14 protein-coding genes and 2 pseudogenes are annotated in these 15,383 nt (G+C 66.9%); 12 read left to right on the top strand and 4 right to left on the bottom strand.

Annotated elements, in window-relative coordinates:
• Positions 1 to 116: 116 nt before the first annotated feature.
• The 6 genes and pseudogenes from ACTWQR_RS44840 to ACTWQR_RS44815 form a co-directional block, all read left to right on the top strand.
• Complete coding sequence (locus tag ACTWQR_RS44840) at positions 117 to 1,061, top strand: ATP-grasp domain-containing protein (protein WP_443233072.1); 945 nt, start codon at positions 117 to 119, stop codon at positions 1,059 to 1,061.
• Positions 1,062 to 1,065: 4 nt separating this feature from the next.
• Entirely contained in the window at positions 1,066 to 2,409 is a 1,344-nt protein-coding gene (locus tag ACTWQR_RS44835; RefSeq protein ID WP_443233071.1) for a hypothetical protein, read from the top strand.
• Positions 2,410 to 2,442: 33 nt separating this feature from the next.
• Positions 2,443 to 3,246, top strand: a complete 804-nt coding sequence (locus ACTWQR_RS44830; protein ID WP_443233070.1) for a thioesterase II family protein — start codon at positions 2,443 to 2,445, stop codon at positions 3,244 to 3,246.
• Positions 3,243 to 3,746: a thiamine pyrophosphate-binding protein gene (locus ACTWQR_RS44825; protein WP_443233069.1), complete on the top strand. Its 504-nt coding sequence runs from the start codon at positions 3,243 to 3,245 to the stop codon at positions 3,744 to 3,746. Before ACTWQR_RS44830 ends, ACTWQR_RS44825 begins: the two co-directional genes overlap by 4 nt.
• Positions 3,743 to 4,372, top strand: coding sequence for a thiamine pyrophosphate-dependent enzyme (locus tag ACTWQR_RS44820; RefSeq protein ID WP_443233068.1), 630 nt, complete (start codon positions 3,743 to 3,745; stop codon positions 4,370 to 4,372). Before ACTWQR_RS44825 ends, ACTWQR_RS44820 begins: the two co-directional genes overlap by 4 nt.
• A gap of 364 nt (positions 4,373 to 4,736) precedes the next feature.
• Positions 4,737 to 5,142: pseudogene (locus ACTWQR_RS44815) on the top strand (transposase); the annotation flags it as partial.
• Between the two features lie 115 nt (positions 5,143 to 5,257).
• Here the strand turns inward: ACTWQR_RS44815 and ACTWQR_RS44810 are convergent.
• On the bottom strand, positions 5,258 to 6,211 hold the full coding sequence (locus ACTWQR_RS44810) for an SDR family NAD(P)-dependent oxidoreductase (RefSeq protein ID WP_443233100.1): 954 nt from the start codon (positions 6,209 to 6,211) through the stop codon (positions 5,258 to 5,260).
• Between the two features lie 504 nt (positions 6,212 to 6,715).
• On the opposite strand from ACTWQR_RS44810, the pseudogene ACTWQR_RS44805 reads away from it, so the two are divergent.
• Positions 6,716 to 7,237 (top strand): annotated as a pseudogene (locus ACTWQR_RS44805) (IS701 family transposase); the annotation flags it as partial.
• Positions 7,238 to 7,537: 300 nt separating this feature from the next.
• Positions 7,538 to 8,482, top strand: coding sequence for a TauD/TfdA dioxygenase family protein (locus ACTWQR_RS44800; RefSeq protein WP_443233067.1), 945 nt, complete (start codon positions 7,538 to 7,540; stop codon positions 8,480 to 8,482).
• Positions 8,483 to 8,523: 41 nt separating this feature from the next.
• Here ACTWQR_RS44800 and ACTWQR_RS44795 read toward each other — a convergent pair whose 3' ends face one another.
• A complete protein-coding gene (locus ACTWQR_RS44795; RefSeq protein WP_443233066.1) occupies positions 8,524 to 9,438 on the bottom strand; it encodes an alpha/beta fold hydrolase in 915 nt (304 codons plus the stop codon).
• A gap of 260 nt (positions 9,439 to 9,698) precedes the next feature.
• Complete coding sequence (locus ACTWQR_RS44790; RefSeq protein WP_443233102.1) at positions 9,699 to 9,959, bottom strand: hypothetical protein; 261 nt, start codon at positions 9,957 to 9,959, stop codon at positions 9,699 to 9,701.
• Positions 9,960 to 10,250: 291 nt separating this feature from the next.
• Between ACTWQR_RS44790 and ACTWQR_RS44785 the strand changes: the two genes are divergently transcribed.
• Positions 10,251 to 10,886, top strand: coding sequence for a DUF6461 domain-containing protein (locus ACTWQR_RS44785; RefSeq protein WP_443233065.1), 636 nt, complete (start codon positions 10,251 to 10,253; stop codon positions 10,884 to 10,886).
• Positions 10,887 to 11,852: 966 nt separating this feature from the next.
• Here ACTWQR_RS44785 and ACTWQR_RS44780 read toward each other — a convergent pair.
• The gene (locus ACTWQR_RS44780) at positions 11,853 to 12,749 is read right to left on the bottom strand and encodes a LysR family transcriptional regulator (protein WP_443233064.1); all 897 of its coding nucleotides are present in this window, start codon (positions 12,747 to 12,749) and stop codon (positions 11,853 to 11,855) included.
• 75 nt (positions 12,750 to 12,824) lie between these two features.
• On the opposite strand from ACTWQR_RS44780, the gene ACTWQR_RS44775 reads away from it, so the two are divergent.
• The 3 genes from ACTWQR_RS44775 to ACTWQR_RS44765 all read left to right on the top strand — a co-directional run bounded on the left by ACTWQR_RS44775 (position 12,825) and on the right by ACTWQR_RS44765 (position 15,222).
• On the top strand, positions 12,825 to 13,574 hold the full coding sequence (locus ACTWQR_RS44775; protein WP_351413919.1) for a CTP synthase C-terminal region-related (seleno)protein: 750 nt from the start codon (positions 12,825 to 12,827) through the stop codon (positions 13,572 to 13,574).
• 4 nt (positions 13,575 to 13,578) lie between these two features.
• Complete coding sequence (locus tag ACTWQR_RS44770) at positions 13,579 to 14,511, top strand: PLP-dependent cysteine synthase family protein (protein ID WP_443233063.1); 933 nt, start codon at positions 13,579 to 13,581, stop codon at positions 14,509 to 14,511.
• Positions 14,512 to 14,754: 243 nt separating this feature from the next.
• Positions 14,755 to 15,222 carry a hypothetical protein gene (locus ACTWQR_RS44765; protein WP_443233062.1) on the top strand — a complete coding sequence of 156 codons (468 nt, stop codon included), beginning with the start codon at positions 14,755 to 14,757 and terminating at the stop codon, positions 15,220 to 15,222.
• The last annotated feature ends 161 nt before the right edge of the window (positions 15,223 to 15,383 follow it).

The raw sequence follows: 15,383 nt of genomic DNA, 5'->3' as shown, positions 1-15,383 counted from the left end.
AATTGCCGACCGCGCGAGACATGGAGCGCGCAAGGGCGATCTTGCCTCCGGCGGATCTATGGTGTTCTATAGTCGGCGAAGGCTGTAGTCGCAGGTTCACTCCGGGGAGGGTCCTCTTGGCTAGCGTCATCAATTGGATATACCAAGAGGACGATCTAGAATTAGATGAGATTCTCGGATTCGAAGAAAGCCTCTCGAAGCGATACCTTCCCCTGGCTCAGAAGATAGGCTTTGACTTCCGCCTGATCAGGGCTGGCGAGATCATACTGTCCTGTATCGACAAGCCCGTGATGCGTTATCGCGGCGAGGATCTGCTGGAGGCCCGGCAGTGCTACATCGCCGAGGACATCAGCATGGAGCCACAGGGCCTCCAGCACATGCGTGCGATCTACCGGACGATCCACGCCAGCAACTCGGTCCTGCTCAACAGGTCGATCAGCGGCCCGGATTACCTGGAACGGGACAAGCTGGCGCTCCTCCAGCACGCCGCCAACCTGGGCTTGCCGGGCCTGAAGACCATTGCGGTGCCCGCCAAGAAGTACGCCCGAAAGGTCATCCCTGAGGTGGAGCGGGAGCTCGGCCCCGGCCCTTATATCGTCAAACCGCGCGAACTCGGCATGGGCGTGGGCGTCCTCAAGGTCGAGACGGACCAACAGCTCGCCTCTACGATCGATATCGTCTCGACGACCGGAACGGGCTATATCGTCCAGCAATTCCTTCCTCATTACGCAGATATGCGCGTGTTTGTTGTCGATGGCCGGGTGGTCACTTCGCTCAGCCGAAAGCCCCGGCCCGGTGGATATCTCGCCAGTATCAGCCAGGGCGGCTCGCTGGAAGTGAACGACGATCATCTCCAGGTCGAGGAATGGTGTAACAGGATAGCCAAGAGCCTGAATGCGGAATTCCTTTGCATCGACTGGCTCATGACAGATTCTGGGCCGATTCTGAACGAGTGGAGTACGGCCAGCGCTGGCTTCACACTCCTGCCAGAGCCGCAACTCACTCTGCTCGCCGACGCCTTTTTCGGCTGGATCAAGCGAAAATTCGAGGAAGGGAACTGACGGCGTGGCCGACGAGACCTGGTTCGGCACCGCGAAGCTGCCGGAGAAGTCGCGACTGGCGGTTCCGGAACTCACCGAGCACCTGGCTCGTACGCTGGACGACCTGGACTACCCGGTCAACAGCACCTCCATGAACCCGGTGGTCCTGCCACAGGAGCGCTACACGGAACTTTTCGACGCCACCCGGCAGTTGCTCCGGCTGCTTCGTCGCGCGCTCTTCGGAATCGCCCCGGACTTCCACGGAAGACTCCGCGCGCTCGGCGCGGTGGAGGAGAACTATCCGCTGTGGGTCCAGGGACCTCTCGAAGAGGCGTACGCGACGTGCATGACCCGCCCGGACATCGCCATCGGCCCGACAGGTCCCAAGTTCCTCGAGTTCAACATCGGTTCCGGTATCGGCGGCGTCGTCGAGACCTCCGTGCAGTCCGCAGTCTGGAAGGCCGCGTACGGTGGCGCCGACGCGGCACCCTTCCGCGCCACGCCGGACCCGCTCTCCGTACGAGACCAGATCTTCGTGCGCGCCGTGCGCGATCTGGGCACCCCTCCCGCCGTGGCCATCGTGGGGGCACTGCGCGAGTTCAACGCCGTACGCACCACACGATATTTCGATATTCAGGTCCAGTCGCTGCGCAACCAGGGCCTGCACGCGGAGTACTTCGAGCCCGAGCAACTGCTCCAGGGGCTCGGCCTGGGCGGAGGCCGCTCGACTTCCCGCTACCGGCTCGGCCTGCGGCACTTCACCATCTTCGACTGGACGCGGCTCGGGATCGATCTCGCACCGATGCGTTCCGCCCTGGACGCGGAGTGCTTCCTGATCGCCTCTCAGAGCGCCTACCTCGTCGCCAACAAGAAGGTGCTCGGCTGGGTCTCTGAAGGACTGCCGTGGATGACCGCCCAGGACCATGCACTGATCGAACAGTACTTGCCCTGGACCAGGACCGTTTCCGACCGGCCGGTGCGCTGGCGCGGTACCACCCGGCCGCTGCCCGAACTACTGCTGTCGGAGAGGGAGAACTTCGTCCTCAAGCCTGCCATCGGACTGGGCAGCCACGGTGTCGTCCTCGGCCGCCACGTCGACGATGCCACCTGGCGCACGACCTTGGACACCGCGCTGGGCACCGGCCAGTACATCGCGCAGGAATACATCGAGCCCGTGCCGTACCGCGTGGAACTACGCGAAGAGGGCAGCGAGGACACCTACGAGACGGACGTCCACCCGGTGCTGAGCCCCTTCCTCTTCGACGGGCAGCCCGGTGGCTGCCTGGTGCGCTACCTGCCGCCCGGCCGCGCGGGTGTCACCACCATCCAGGGCAACGGCGCGTTGCCATCGGTCGCGCTGCCCGTCTGATCCGCCAGGTCGCCCTCCCGACAGGAACGCGATATGACCACGCCTTTATCCGACCGCGCTGCCCGGTGGCTGCGCACACCCCGGCCGAGGCCGTCGGCGTCCGTCCGCCTGATATGCCTGGCGCACGCCGGGGGAACCGCCAGTGCCTACCAGGACTGGTCGCCGTACCTTCCCGACGGCATCGAGCTGTCCGTCGTCCAGTACCCGGGCCGCCACGACCGCATCGCGGAGCCCTGCGTGGACTCGATGGACGAGATGGCCGACGAGATCGCGGCCGCCGTACGGCCCCAGGGCCGGCAGGACATCGTGCTGTTCGGCCACAGCATGGGTGCCGCCGTGGCCTACGAAGTGGCCTTGCGCCGCGCGGAGCACGGACACCCTCCGCGGCAGCTGATCGTCTCCGGACGTGTGGCTCCGCACCGTCATCCGGGGGGCGACCTGCACACCAAGGACGACGACGCGCTCGTGGCCGAACTGCGCAGCATGTCCGCCACCGACCAGGCCGTGCTCGACGACCCCGAACTCATGGCCCTGCTGTTTCCGATGATCCGGGCCGACTACCGGCTCATCGAGCGCTACCAGCGCGAGGCACCGCCCCGGATCGACACCCCCATCACGGTCTTCCTCGGCCGTGCGGACGACCGGTTCCCACTTGAAGAGGCCGATGCCTGGAGGGAACTGACGAGCCGTAGCTTTGACCGCCGGGTGTTCGAAGGCGGCCACTTCTACCTCCGCGACCGTGCCCATGAGGTGGTGCCTGCAGTCGTTGAGGCCATCGGCACGACCACGACAACGCTTCAGGCGACGGACGGCGGCGCCCGAGGAGCCGACACATGAGCGACAGTACCGCAGCCACTGCCGTCTTCGACGCTCTCGTCGCCCACGACATGGGTCCTTACTTCGCCACTCCGTGCGGTGTGCTGGCACCACTGCTGGCCCGCTTGCAGGAGCGCGCCGACTACCACGTGGTGGCGCGCGAGGACAACGCCGTCGGGATGGCAGCCGGCGTGGCCCTCACCGGAGGCACTGCCACCGTGCTAATGCAGAACTCCGGGTTCGGGCAGTCCGTCAACGCCCTGGCTTCTCTGGTGGTCCCTTACCGCATCCCCATGCTCCTGATCATCAGCATGCGTGGAACTCCGCCGGACCCAACGCCCGAAAACCTCGCGATGGGGCGGCTGACCGCGCCAATCCTGGACGGCCTCGGTATCGAGCACGACTACCTCTCCGCCGAGACGGCCGACGATCAGATTAGGGACGCCCGACGCACGGTCGTGGAGAAGCGTCACAGCCATGCCTTGCTGGTACGACCCGACGAATTCGACTGGGAGGCGTGACCGTCGTGCCGTTCGACAAGTCCACGGCCATCGCCGAGATCCTGGCCACCGCGCCCGGGATCCCCACTGTGTTCACCACTGGCTTCGCCTCCCGGGTGGCCGCGTCCTTGGACGATCGGCCGAACCACTTCTACATGACCGGCTCCATGGGCCTGGCCCTGGCTCTGGGGACCGGTGTCGCCATGGCCTCGCAGCAGCCGACGATCGTCGTCGACGGGGACGGCAGCCTCCTGATGAACCCGGCCACGCTGCTCGCCGTGGGAACGGCACCGGACCTGTCCCTGGTGCACATCGTTCTGGACGATGGCCTGTACGCCTCGACCGGGGGTCAGCCCACCCCGGGAAGACACGCCCATCTGGCTGGGTTTGCCACTGCGAGCGGTTACCAGTCCGTGTGCGAGGCGACCAACCCGTCCGCTCTGCGGGCCCGGCTCGCGACTGCGCTCGGGGCTCCCTCGGCCGTCTTCATTCACTGCCCCGTCCAACCGGACGCGGCCCCGCCTCTGAGGCGTGTCACGCCGGACCTCCCAGGCGTCGCGATGCGCTTCTCGCAGTTTGTCAGGAGGGCCGCTGCACCACGCTGCTCTACACAGGATCCTGTCCGATCGACCTCTACCAGAGCCTGATCAGACCCCGCATGCACCTCCAGCACCGCAGCTTCAGCCGGACTTGGCCCTCGGACTTCGTCCCCGTGCGCGGCCTGTTCCGGGGACGGGGCATGGCCCCGGAAGCCGCCGGGCTCGCCCGCGCCGTGGACATCCACAAGACCATCCACGACGGCATCGCCACACGCCTCGTACCCAAGGGCCAGTCCCTGCTGCAGCAGACCATGAAGGAGACCGTCGTTCGCCCCTCGGAGCGCACGGCGACCCTGTACGACACACTTCTTCATGACCCTGCGCGCCTGTGGACGGTGACGGCATCACCAGCCAACTCCTGCGCAGACTGGACGCGGTGGCGTCGGACGTCGCCCCCCGGGGCCTGTACCCGCTGGGGCACGGCGGCGACGAACTGACCGATGAGGTATGGGAGTTCATCGGGCCGTACCTGCCGATCGGCGAGTACGGGCCGTTCCCCGAGCGGCTGCGGCAGCAGTCCGAGGGTGTGATCTGGCGGTTCAAGACGGGCGGACAGTGGCGGGAGATGCCGTAGTTCGGTGCCTGGTCGACTGTCCACAGCCGCTCCCGGCAGTGGCGTGACGCGGGTGTCTTCGAGGCCCTGCTGCTGGAGGGCGTGATCGCCCAAGCCGCGCAGCGGGGTGAGGTGGACCTGTCGTTGGTCAGCGTCGACTCCACCCGCGCGCGCTCACCACGACGCGGCTGGGATGCACCTGGGCGAGGACGTCCTCACCGCCCCGGAGAAGGCTGCCGCCGAGGCGGAGAAGGCCAGGCCCAAAGGGGCGTCGACCTGCGAGCTTGCACTGGTCTATAACACGTACGGTCATCACGTTGTCGTCACGGCTGGCGGAACCCGGCCACCGGGGTGGAGCCGGCATCCTGGTGAAGCCGTATTCATGCGCGCTCTTGAGCAGTGGCCGTCGCTTCCACGGAGACCTGCCAGAGCCGTGCAGCGGCTTCGGGGTCCATGGCATGGGCGGCTACGCCGCGACGCGTACCGGGCTGAGCGGGCCCGGCAACGTTGCAATTCTCGAAGTACCGGCCGCTGATGCCGTCGAGCAGTGGTGAGGTCGCTACCAGTACGGAGGTCGCGGCGCCTTGCCCGGGTGATTTCCAGGTCCCCGGCGTCCCGTTGCGGCCCCGGGCGCGCATCTGGTCGAGGTCCTCGCCAGTGACGTAGCGCCCCAGATTTGTCCGGACCGCGCCTGGCATCAGGGCGTTGACGGTGATGCCGTCACCGGCCCAGCGGCGTGCCGCATCGACCGCGAAGAGGATGTTGGCCGTCTTGGACTGACCGTAGGCGCCCCAGGGGTGGTACGGGCGCTTCAGGAAATGGATGTCGTCAAAGATCAGCGGTGAGCGTAGGTGAGCGTTGGAGCTGACCGCCACGACTCTGGCGCCATCCGCTGCGAGCGCCCGGTGCAGTCCGACGGTGAGCGCGAAATGGCCGAGGTGGTTCGTGGCGAACTGTAGCTCCCAGCCTTCAGGAGTACGCATCTTCGGCGTTGCCATCACCCCGGCGTTGTTGACGAGGATGTGCAACGGCCCGCCCCACGCGGCTGCGAAGGTAGAGACTGATGCCTGGTCGGCGAGGTCCAGCGCGGCGACGAGGACCTGCTTGCCGCCTGTCGTCGCGGCGATGTCCTCGGCGGCGCGATGCCCTGCTGCCAGGTTTCGGACTGCCAGTGTCACCTCCGCGTCTGCGACAGCCAATGCCCGTGCGGTCTCAATGCCGATGCCTGACGCACCGCCAGTCACGATGGCGCGGCGGTCGCTCAGGTCGATGCCGTTCACGACCTCAACCGCGGTCGACCGGGCGGTGAACGGGGTGCGGACGGGCGATGGCATGGCTCTGGTGTCCCCGTCTTGCTCCGTGTCGTGGGTTGGGATGGGTTGTTCGCGCGGGGCTTCGACCGGGCCGGGCATGATGCTCAGATTAGTCTCGATCTCGGGCCGACACTAGAAGGCGTTGGACGGGCGAAGCCGTCTTGATCGGGTCAAGTTTGTGTGATGGAGCAGGCTTCAGCTGTTCAGGTGGCTGGTCCGGCTCGTCGGAGGTAGCCGTCCGGGGTCTTGTCGTAGGCGCGGGTGGCGGTGCGGAGAGCGGTGGGCTGGTCGGGGTCGGTGAGGTCGGCCAGCTCGGTAGGGATCAGCCGGTCATGGACCCGGGTGAGGAAGAGGGCCTGTTCGTGGCCGCTGGGGGTGAGTTGGCAGCGGTGGGTGCGCGGGATGCGTTGGATGACTCGGTGGGCGCAGGCGGCGCAGGTCGTAGGACATCTGCCCGGCGGTGATGGCCTCGGGCGGTTTCCCGAGCCGGGGCGCGAGTAAGGCGCGCAGGTCGCGGTTGGCGAAGCCGCGGGGCAGGAGCTTCACATGCTGGGGGAAACCGGCGTCGTCTATGTCCTGGCTGTGCCGAAGTCCCAGCATGTCCTCGCCCTGGACCGCATCGACTTCGCCGTCGCCCAGGCACCCGACGACGCGTGGGACGCCACTCTGACTTCGACCGCGATCACTCCACCCACGACCCGTGGGTGCTGGCCCGCCGCAGCCCGGTCCGCCCGGACGAGATCGCCTATTACCTCGCCTACGCACCTGTCGGCACCGCCGTCACCGAACTGGTGCGCATCACCGGGATCCGCTGGGGGGTTGAGGAGGCCTTCCAGCCCGCGAAGAACGAGTGCAGCCTGGGTCAGTACGAGGTCCGCCGCTACCGGGCTGCTACCGGCACATCTCGCTTGCAATGCTCGCCCATGCCTTCCCTGCTGCGATGGCAGCCGCCGCGGGGGAATGGAAGGAGGGTCGCAGAAACGGTTTCCTGCGCTCTCGCACCACTCACCGTGGCGGAGTTTGGAGACTCCTGGCAGCTGGCCGCTTCCGGCCAACACCTGCGGCGCACCGGCCACGCCTGAACTGGTCCTGTTGGCGACGCCGCCACCAGGCCACCGCCTGACGCTGCCATTACTACCGCCGTACCCAAGGTTACGAAGTCCCGCCACCTGACGCGACATCAGCCGAGTGCACACACGAACACGGTGCTGACCAGCAGGAATAGCGAACTGCGACTGCAGTACTAAGGCTTGACTTATGCGAAATGGCATGAACATGATGTCCTGGGGGGACCGAGATGGCACGGCAGTGCAACAGCCGTATTACCCGCAAGGGAGGCGCAATCACATGACACCAACAAAGGCCTATTCAGCAGATCCGCAGACCGATGATTCGTACCAGCACATCAATGTCACAAAAGTCGGTGGTGTAATTGGCGCTGTTATAGGCGGCGTCCGGGTCGGTGATGATGTTCCCCCTGAAGTGGTAGCCGAGTTACGTACGGCGTTGCTGCGGCACCGGGTCGTCTTCCTGCGCGATCAACAGCATGCGACCGAAGCCGATCACGCGGTCTTCGCGGGGTTACTGGGCAGCCTGACGAAGCCTCACCCGACGGTCGAAGGGGACGGCCCGGCTGCCCTGGCTGTGGACTCGGAGACGGCCAAGGCAAACCGCTGGCACACCGACGTGACCTTCGTCGACCGGATTCCGGCGATCAGCGTGCTGCGCGCGATCGTCCTACCCTCCTATGGCGGGACGACCGTCTGGGCCAACACCGTCCAGGCGTACCAGCGACTGCACCCGGGACTGAAGGCGCTCGTCGGCGAACTACGCGCTGTGCACACCAATGTGTACGACTACACGGCTGAGCGCACACAGATCGGTGACATCGATATTAAGAGGCAAGAGTTATACAACGAACTCGGCCACCTCGAGTACGAAACTGAGCATCCGGTGGTCTGCGTTCACCCTGAGACGGGCGAGCCTTCTCTGCTGCTCGGCCACTTCGCCCGGTCGTTTGTGGGACTGAACTCCGCCGACTTCCATGACCTGTTCTCCCTTCTGCAGCGGCACATCACCCGGCTGGAGAACACCGTGCGCTGGACGTGGCGCGATGGCGACATCGCGATCTGGGACAACCGAAGCACCCAGCATTGCGCGGTCGCCGACTACGACAATCAGCGGCGGCTGATGCACCGCATAACCGTGGCCGGCCATTTGTCGGTCGGCATCAAGGGCGACAGGAGCACGGCTCGCAAGGGCGATGCGAGCCACTACTCCCAACTCGTCTGAAACGAAAAAAGAAACAGTCATTCGGAACTGCAGAGCGAAGATCAGGCCGCGCGTCCCGGTGGGTCAGACAAGAAGTCGTCGATCAGCCCGGCCAGCTCGACTGGGCGGTCACCCTGGACGGAATGTCCGGCACCATCAATGGTCTCTACCCGTGCGGCGGGCTGGCGACGGCGGAACTCTACGATATCGCTGTCGCTGACCGTGTTGGACAGCGAGCCCCTTACCAGCATCACCGGTACCCGCAGCGCGGAGAGATCAGTCCACTGAGCCGCGTAGTCAGCCCCCTTGCCGGGTGGGCTGGGCCGGTCATACCGCCACGCCCAGCGGCCGTCGGGCCGCCGCCGGGCATTGTGCAGCAGCCCGCGACGAAGTGAGCTCACCAAGCGGTGCGGGTGGTACCGGACTGCGCGATCGAGCATTTCATCGAACGATTCGAAGGTCTCTGGGCCCTGCACGAACGCAGTGATCGCCCCGTAGGTACCGGCCGCGGGGGTGATGTCGATCACGACCAGGCGGCTCACGAGGTCCGGACGGCTCGCGGCGAGCCGGATGGCGGTCAATCCGCCGAGGCATACGCCTACCACGGCCGACGCATGCGGGGCGCACCGGCTGATGATGGCGGCCACGGCCTCGGCATTGCGGGGAGGCCGGTAGTCCCGGTCAGCGCGCCAGCTTGAATGCCCGTGCCCCGGCAGGTCGACCGCGATCAGCGGACGGCCTAGTGCCAGCGCGAAGGTGTCCCAGGTGTGCGCATTCTGGGCGCCACCGTGCAGTAGTACGACCTCCGGATCCCGCTCGCCCCAGACCAGAGCGCTGGCCAGCAGGCCTGACCCGAGCTCGATCATCTCCCGGCGGACGGGAGGCGATCCGGTAAAGGGCAAGCCCGCCTCTTTCGCGTTCTCCTCCAGCAGCCCGAACTCGTTCAACCCGTCGTAATCCACCGTCATATCGGCCATGGCCCGCACCCGCCGTCCGCTCGCGCATCGATCTGGCGCTTTTCATATATACGCCGTTGGCCGGGACGAATGCGATACTCGCGACCAACATCCACCTCGCACCCGAGATCAGACAGTATTTGGTGCGGATCAGGTCAGCAGGTACTTTCAACCCGATCTGCATGGTGGGCCCGGTGCACCGTCAGCGATGCCCTGCCGATAGGTGAGCGAGCCGTCGCGACAGGCGACCTCGACACCTGGATGTTCACGCAGTCATCGGCTCAGCTGTTCGGCGTCTCTTCCTCCCGGAGTGTCAGCGGGAGGCGGGTGGTGGCATCAACCAGGAGAGTGCCGTAGGTGTCGGCATACAACGCGAAGTCATCCACCCCCAGCACCCGGGGCGTGACCAGCGACGGAAGCGGCACCCGCATCAGCTGGGAGAGCACGGTGCACCGCGACAGCGTGACGTTCAGGACGCGCGGCATCCTGGCCCCGCCCCTGCCCGCCAGCACCACACCGACCGCCTCGACCAGGTGCTGCAAGAGCGGTCGGCATCAGGGACGATCGAGTGCAGCATGACCTGGGACTTCGTCGCCCGGATCTCGACCAGCTCACGCGGGCGGGAACCGAATAGAGGTTGCCGCCGAAGGCGACCAGGCAGTCCTTGCCGACCGGCCGCAGATGCCGCTCGGCCACCAAGTAGTCTTTGCCCAGGTCGGGGCGAATCGCCTCTGGTTCTAGCTGTCCTACCGCACTGGGTGTCGGTACTCAGCGCTAGATTCTGCTCGCAGGGGCCGTCATTGTGGCGGCCACCGTGCGGGGAGGGCCGATTGATGAACCGGGGACCTGACGTGAACGGGCTGCGTTGGATAGCCGATGCCTACAACATCAGCTTCACGCTCACCCTCAGCGAGGGTCTCTCGTCGTACGAGCTGCTGCGCCGCGTCGGCGCCGAGGAGCACCACATCGTCCCGCTCAACCGCTCCGCGGCGTACGAGCTGCTGCTGAGGGATGAGGAGGACCACATCAGTGACCTCGACTTCCTGGACTGGGAAGACGAAACGGCGGTTGCCCAGCTGACAAGCGCCGGCTTTCTGCCCGCCCCGCCGGAGACCATCGTCCGAGCGGGCTCGGTGGCGGGCTGGGCGTATGCACTGGAGGAGTCCCACTGCCGGACAGGCACGTACCTCGCGGCGCTGTCCGAGCGGGGACGGGCGTTCTGTGTGCACCGCAACGCAAAGGGCTTCAGCCGCGTCGACTATGCCTGCCGCGGCGATGCGGTGACGTCCTTCGAGCCTGGCCTGCCGCACCTTACGAACGGCACCCCGGCCGAGGTGGCGCTCGGCTTCGTGCACGCCGGTGACGAGCCGGGCGATGTCGCGTTCCTGCGGTTCCTGGAGGGCGAGCTCGCCATCAACCTCCGCTGGGAGGAGACGGAGGCAGAGCTTCCGGCGGCCGCTTTCACCTGACACCCCGGGGCGGCAAGGGGCCGCCCTCTGCAGCTGCTTGGTGCCGTCCTCCTCCAGGCGCTGCCACAGCCTCTCCAGCTCCCGCAGCAGCCCGTCCACGTCGGTCGGCTTGCCCGAGGTGCGGCCGTCGCGCTGCATGAGCAAGCTGGGTGTCGACCGGCCGGGAATCTTGGTATCGATTGCCATGGTGGCCGTCACAGACTGAGCCATTCCGCACGCTGGATGCCGTTCCGATTGCGGATCTGCCGCGCCGGAGCCTCGCTCAATCACCTCTCTTCCCATAGCGGACACCTCCTCTCTCCCATCAACCGGGCTGGTACGTAAGGTGAGTTGTGCTACTTCCTGCGCAATCTCAGTTCGGTGCAACACCTGAACTGTCCGCGCCCTGGGCGGCCCGGCGCAATGCTGGGGTGCCAGGCAGACCTTCACGAAGCCGGTAGGTCTCCGACACGGACGACCGGGGGAGTGAAGGTGGCACTGCAGGCTTCGGCCTGATCCCTCGTAACGCATTGGACCCGTCCGGAACCATCCGGGCTCTGAGTTCTTGGTGTCGGCAGGAAGTCAGTTCTGTCCACTATCTGGTGGTCGAACTGCACCTGTCATGCGCATCGGTTTGACCACCTGCTAGGGAAAGGTCATGAACCGGTGGGCGATGCGGCCGTTCTTACCCTCCTCGCTGCCGCAGGCGTGGTGTCGCTTCTCCTCTTCGCGGTCAAAGGCATCCTTGATCAGCTGCCCGAGGTCTTTCGCTCCTGGCATAGGGCGCGAAAAGCCTGGCGAGAGGGGAACCGTTTCGCACGGCGGGCGCGTACGCCGGCGATCAGCTCATCTCGCCGGCTGAGAACGCATCAGCCCTGCGGCCCTGAGCGTCGTACGCGGTGCTGGCCGGTGGCCGGGAGGATCTGCATGCGGTGTGCCGTGACGTGTCCCCACGTGGGTACGCGGTCGAGGGGCACTGCCGGCCTGTTACGCGTGCCGGTGGATCGCCGCCGTGAGCGTCGTGGCGGGACCCGTCAGGCTGCCGTGGACGAGTTCGGTGCGGTGGACGAGGTGGGGAGTCGAGAGTGGGACACCGGTCACATCGGGTTCGCCCTCTCGATGGTGTTGCACGGCGGACGCGGGAAGCAGGGCGAGCCCACCGCCGGCCGTGACGAGGGCCAGGAGACTGCGCACATCGGTGCCGTCGTAGTGCAGGCTGGAGCGGAACCCGTCGGCGCGCGCGAGGGCCCGCAGCCGGTCCAGCGGTGTGGCGACGGCGGGTGCGTCGATCCAGACAGCGTCGACGAGGTCCTCCAGACGAAGCAGGCTACGGCTTGCCAGGGGGTGCGTGCCGGGCAGGGCCACGACGACGGATTCCTCGGTCAGGGCGACCGTGGTGAGCGGACCGCTGTCGAGCAGGCGGAGCGGGTCGCTGGAGGCGGTGACTCCGTCGACGAGACCAAGGTCCGCGTCGCCGTTGGCGACGGCCTCGAGGACACCATCACGGCCCATGGTTCTCACGACGATCGTCAAGCGCGGCATCGAGCGCTGCAGTTCGGTGAGTACGGCGATGGTGTGCCGGACCTCGGCGAGCGGCGACGCCCCGAGGGTCAGACGGGTCGGCGGTTCGCCTGACAGGCGTTGGACGTCGGTCCGGGCGGCGTTGAGGCGCAGCAGGATCGGCGTGGCGTGCTCCAGCAGTCGGTGCCCGGCCTCGGTCGGGATGACCGGGCGACGGTGCAGCAGTTGCACCCCGAGGTCCTTCTCCAACGCGGCGACCTGCTGGGAAACCGCGGACTGGGTGTAGCCGAGGCCGCATGCGGCGGAGGAGAAGGACCCTTCACGGGCTACCGCCACGAAGGCGCGCAGGAGGTTGACGTCCATGACTATAAGTATCTCTGATACTTCAACGACGATTTCTCGTTGGACTAATAACTGCGGGCTGCGCACGATGAGCCCATGGAGAGCAACGACGAGACGCATACGGCGAAGGTGGCACTCGTGGGCGACCGGTCGCCGCACGTGCGGTCCCATACGCGGATACCCCTCCTGCTGGAAACCCTGCGGCAGCGGGACGGAATCGCCTTGGACGCCTACTGGGTACCGACCGAGGAGGCGCACGCCACCAGGCTGGACCGGTTCGACGCCATCTGGCTGCTGCCCGGCAGCCCGTACCGCAGCGAGACCGGCGCGCTCCAGGCAGCACGTACCGCCCGGGAAAACGGCATCGCCTACCTCGGTACCTGCGGCGGGTTTCAACACACACTGCTGGAGTTCGCGCGCAACGTCTGCGGGCTCACCACTGCCGGCCACGCCGAGAACACTCCGCACGCAGAGAGCCCGCTGATCGCACCCCTGGCCTGCTCCCTCATCGGGCACGAGGGCATGGTCAGCATCACCCCGGGCTCGGCGGCCGAACGTATCCTCGGCGTGGACCGGACCGTGGAGCGCTACCACTGCGGGTACGGGCTCAATCCCCAGTACCTGGATGTCCTGTCCGCGCACGGCATGCGGTTCACCGGTCACGACGGCCCCGACGTACGCATCGCCGAACTACCAGGACATCCCTTCTTCCTGAGCACGCTCTTCCAACCCGAACTCGCCATTGATGACGGGCGGCGTCATCCGATCGTGCGCGCCTTCGCCTACGCCGCCGTCGCACACGCTGCGGGCCGGGCCACCGTGCCTGTCACAACCGGCAGAGGGTAAGGCGATGCGACCAGGAACGCTGGCCGCGATCGGCAACACGCCGCTCGTGGAACTGCAGCATCTCGCGCCCTCAACCGGTGCCCGGGTGCTGGTGAAGCTCGAATACCTCAACCCAACTGGCGCCATGAAAGACCGGCTGGCGTTGGCGATGGTCGAGGGAGCCGAACGTGACGGCAGGCTCATGCCGGGGATGACGATCGTCGAGTACACCGGCGGCAGCACCGGCCCGGGGCTCGCGCTGGTCTGCGCGGTCAAGGGATACCGGCTCAAAATCGTCACGTCGGCCTGCTTCAGCGACGAGCCGCGGCGGCTGATGCGGGCACTCGGCGCCGACGTGGAGGTGCTCGACGCCGCCATCGCACCCGGTACGGTCACGCCGACCGACATCGACGGGATGCGCGCCCGCGCGGCCGACCTCGCCCAACAACCGGGCCACTACTTCACCGACCAGTTCAACAACCCGTATGTGGTCGCCGGTCTGCGCGACGGACTCGGCATGGAGATCCTGAACCAGAGCACGCACCTGCCGGTGACAGCGTTCTGCACCGGTATCGGCAGTGGCGCGTCCCTGCTCGGTGTGGCAGCAGCGATCCGTCGGCGCGACCCGCGCCCCCGAATCGTCGGCTTGGAGCCGGCCGGATCGCCAGGTATCACCGCCGGCGCCCGGGGCGTCTTCGCGATGCAGGGCTGGAGTGGCTTCGCCCCACCGCTGTTCGACATTGACGCCGTCGACGCGGTCGACATCATCAGCGACGACGACGCGTTTGCGACGACGTCCCGCCTGGCCGAGGAGGAAGGCATCTTCACCGGTGTCTCAGGCGGTGCCAACGTCTATGGGGCGGTGCGCCTCGCGGCCCAGCTGCCGCCAGAGGCGGCCGTCGTCACGCTGGCACCCGACTCCGGCTACAAGTACCTGGGTAGCGGCCTATTCGGATAAGCCATTCGTCAACGGGTGCCGTTTCTTAACTCTCCCTTGGGGAGACTGGCTGAGCTGGGAACTTGAACCTCTGGCTGCGGTTCTGGCGGGTGTCTCCTACGGTGTCGTTACGACCTCGGGCGGCGATGGGCTCGTTGTTCGAGGAACTGGACACGCGGGAGGCGGCGCTGGCCGCGGCCGGCCACGCGGTCAGCGTCCAGGGGCGCCGCCGCGTCGAGCGCGCACGAACGCCGGCTGGCCACCGTGGTCGGCACGGTGACGGTGCGCAGGCTGGCCTTCCGCGCACCAGGGCAGTCGAATGTCTATCCGGCGGACGCCGCTTTATCGCTCCCGAAAGAGCGGCACAGCCTGGGACTGCGCCGCCTGGCGGTGACCGAGGCGGTGCGCGGCTCCTACGATGCCGCGAAGACGGCGATCGAGCGGCAGTGCGGGCCCGTGGCGGGCAAGCGGCAGCTCGAACACCTGGTCCGCGCCGCGGCGGTGGACGTCGCCGCCTTCTACAGCGCCCGGATTCCGATGCCCTCCACGCGTGAGGTGCTGCTGGTCATCTCCGCCGACGCCAAGGGCATCGTCATGCGGCCCGGTTCCCTGCGCCCGCACACCGCGAAGGCGGCGGCGGGCAAGAAACGGGGCCGGGGCGTCTTCCGCACCCGGCTCGCCTCCGGGGAGAAGCAGTGCCGCATGCGGATGGCCGCCGTCGCCTGCGTCTGACCGCCGCGAGGGCGCTCTCGGCCTCCTGTACGGAGGCGAGGATCCGGTCGGCGTGGTCGAGGAGTACCCGGCCCGCCTCGGTCAGTGCCACGGTTCGCCCGTCGGGGCGCAGCAGATCGACTCCCACGTCGTGCCGCAGCGCGGACAGCTGCTGGGACACG

Origin of the sequence: Streptomyces sp. 2A115, assembly GCF_052245575.1 — a bacterium.
GTDB lineage: Bacteria > Actinomycetota > Actinomycetes > Streptomycetales > Streptomycetaceae > Streptomyces.
Note: the sequence above shows the minus strand (reverse complement) of the source record. Positions and strands in the feature narration are given on the sequence as shown.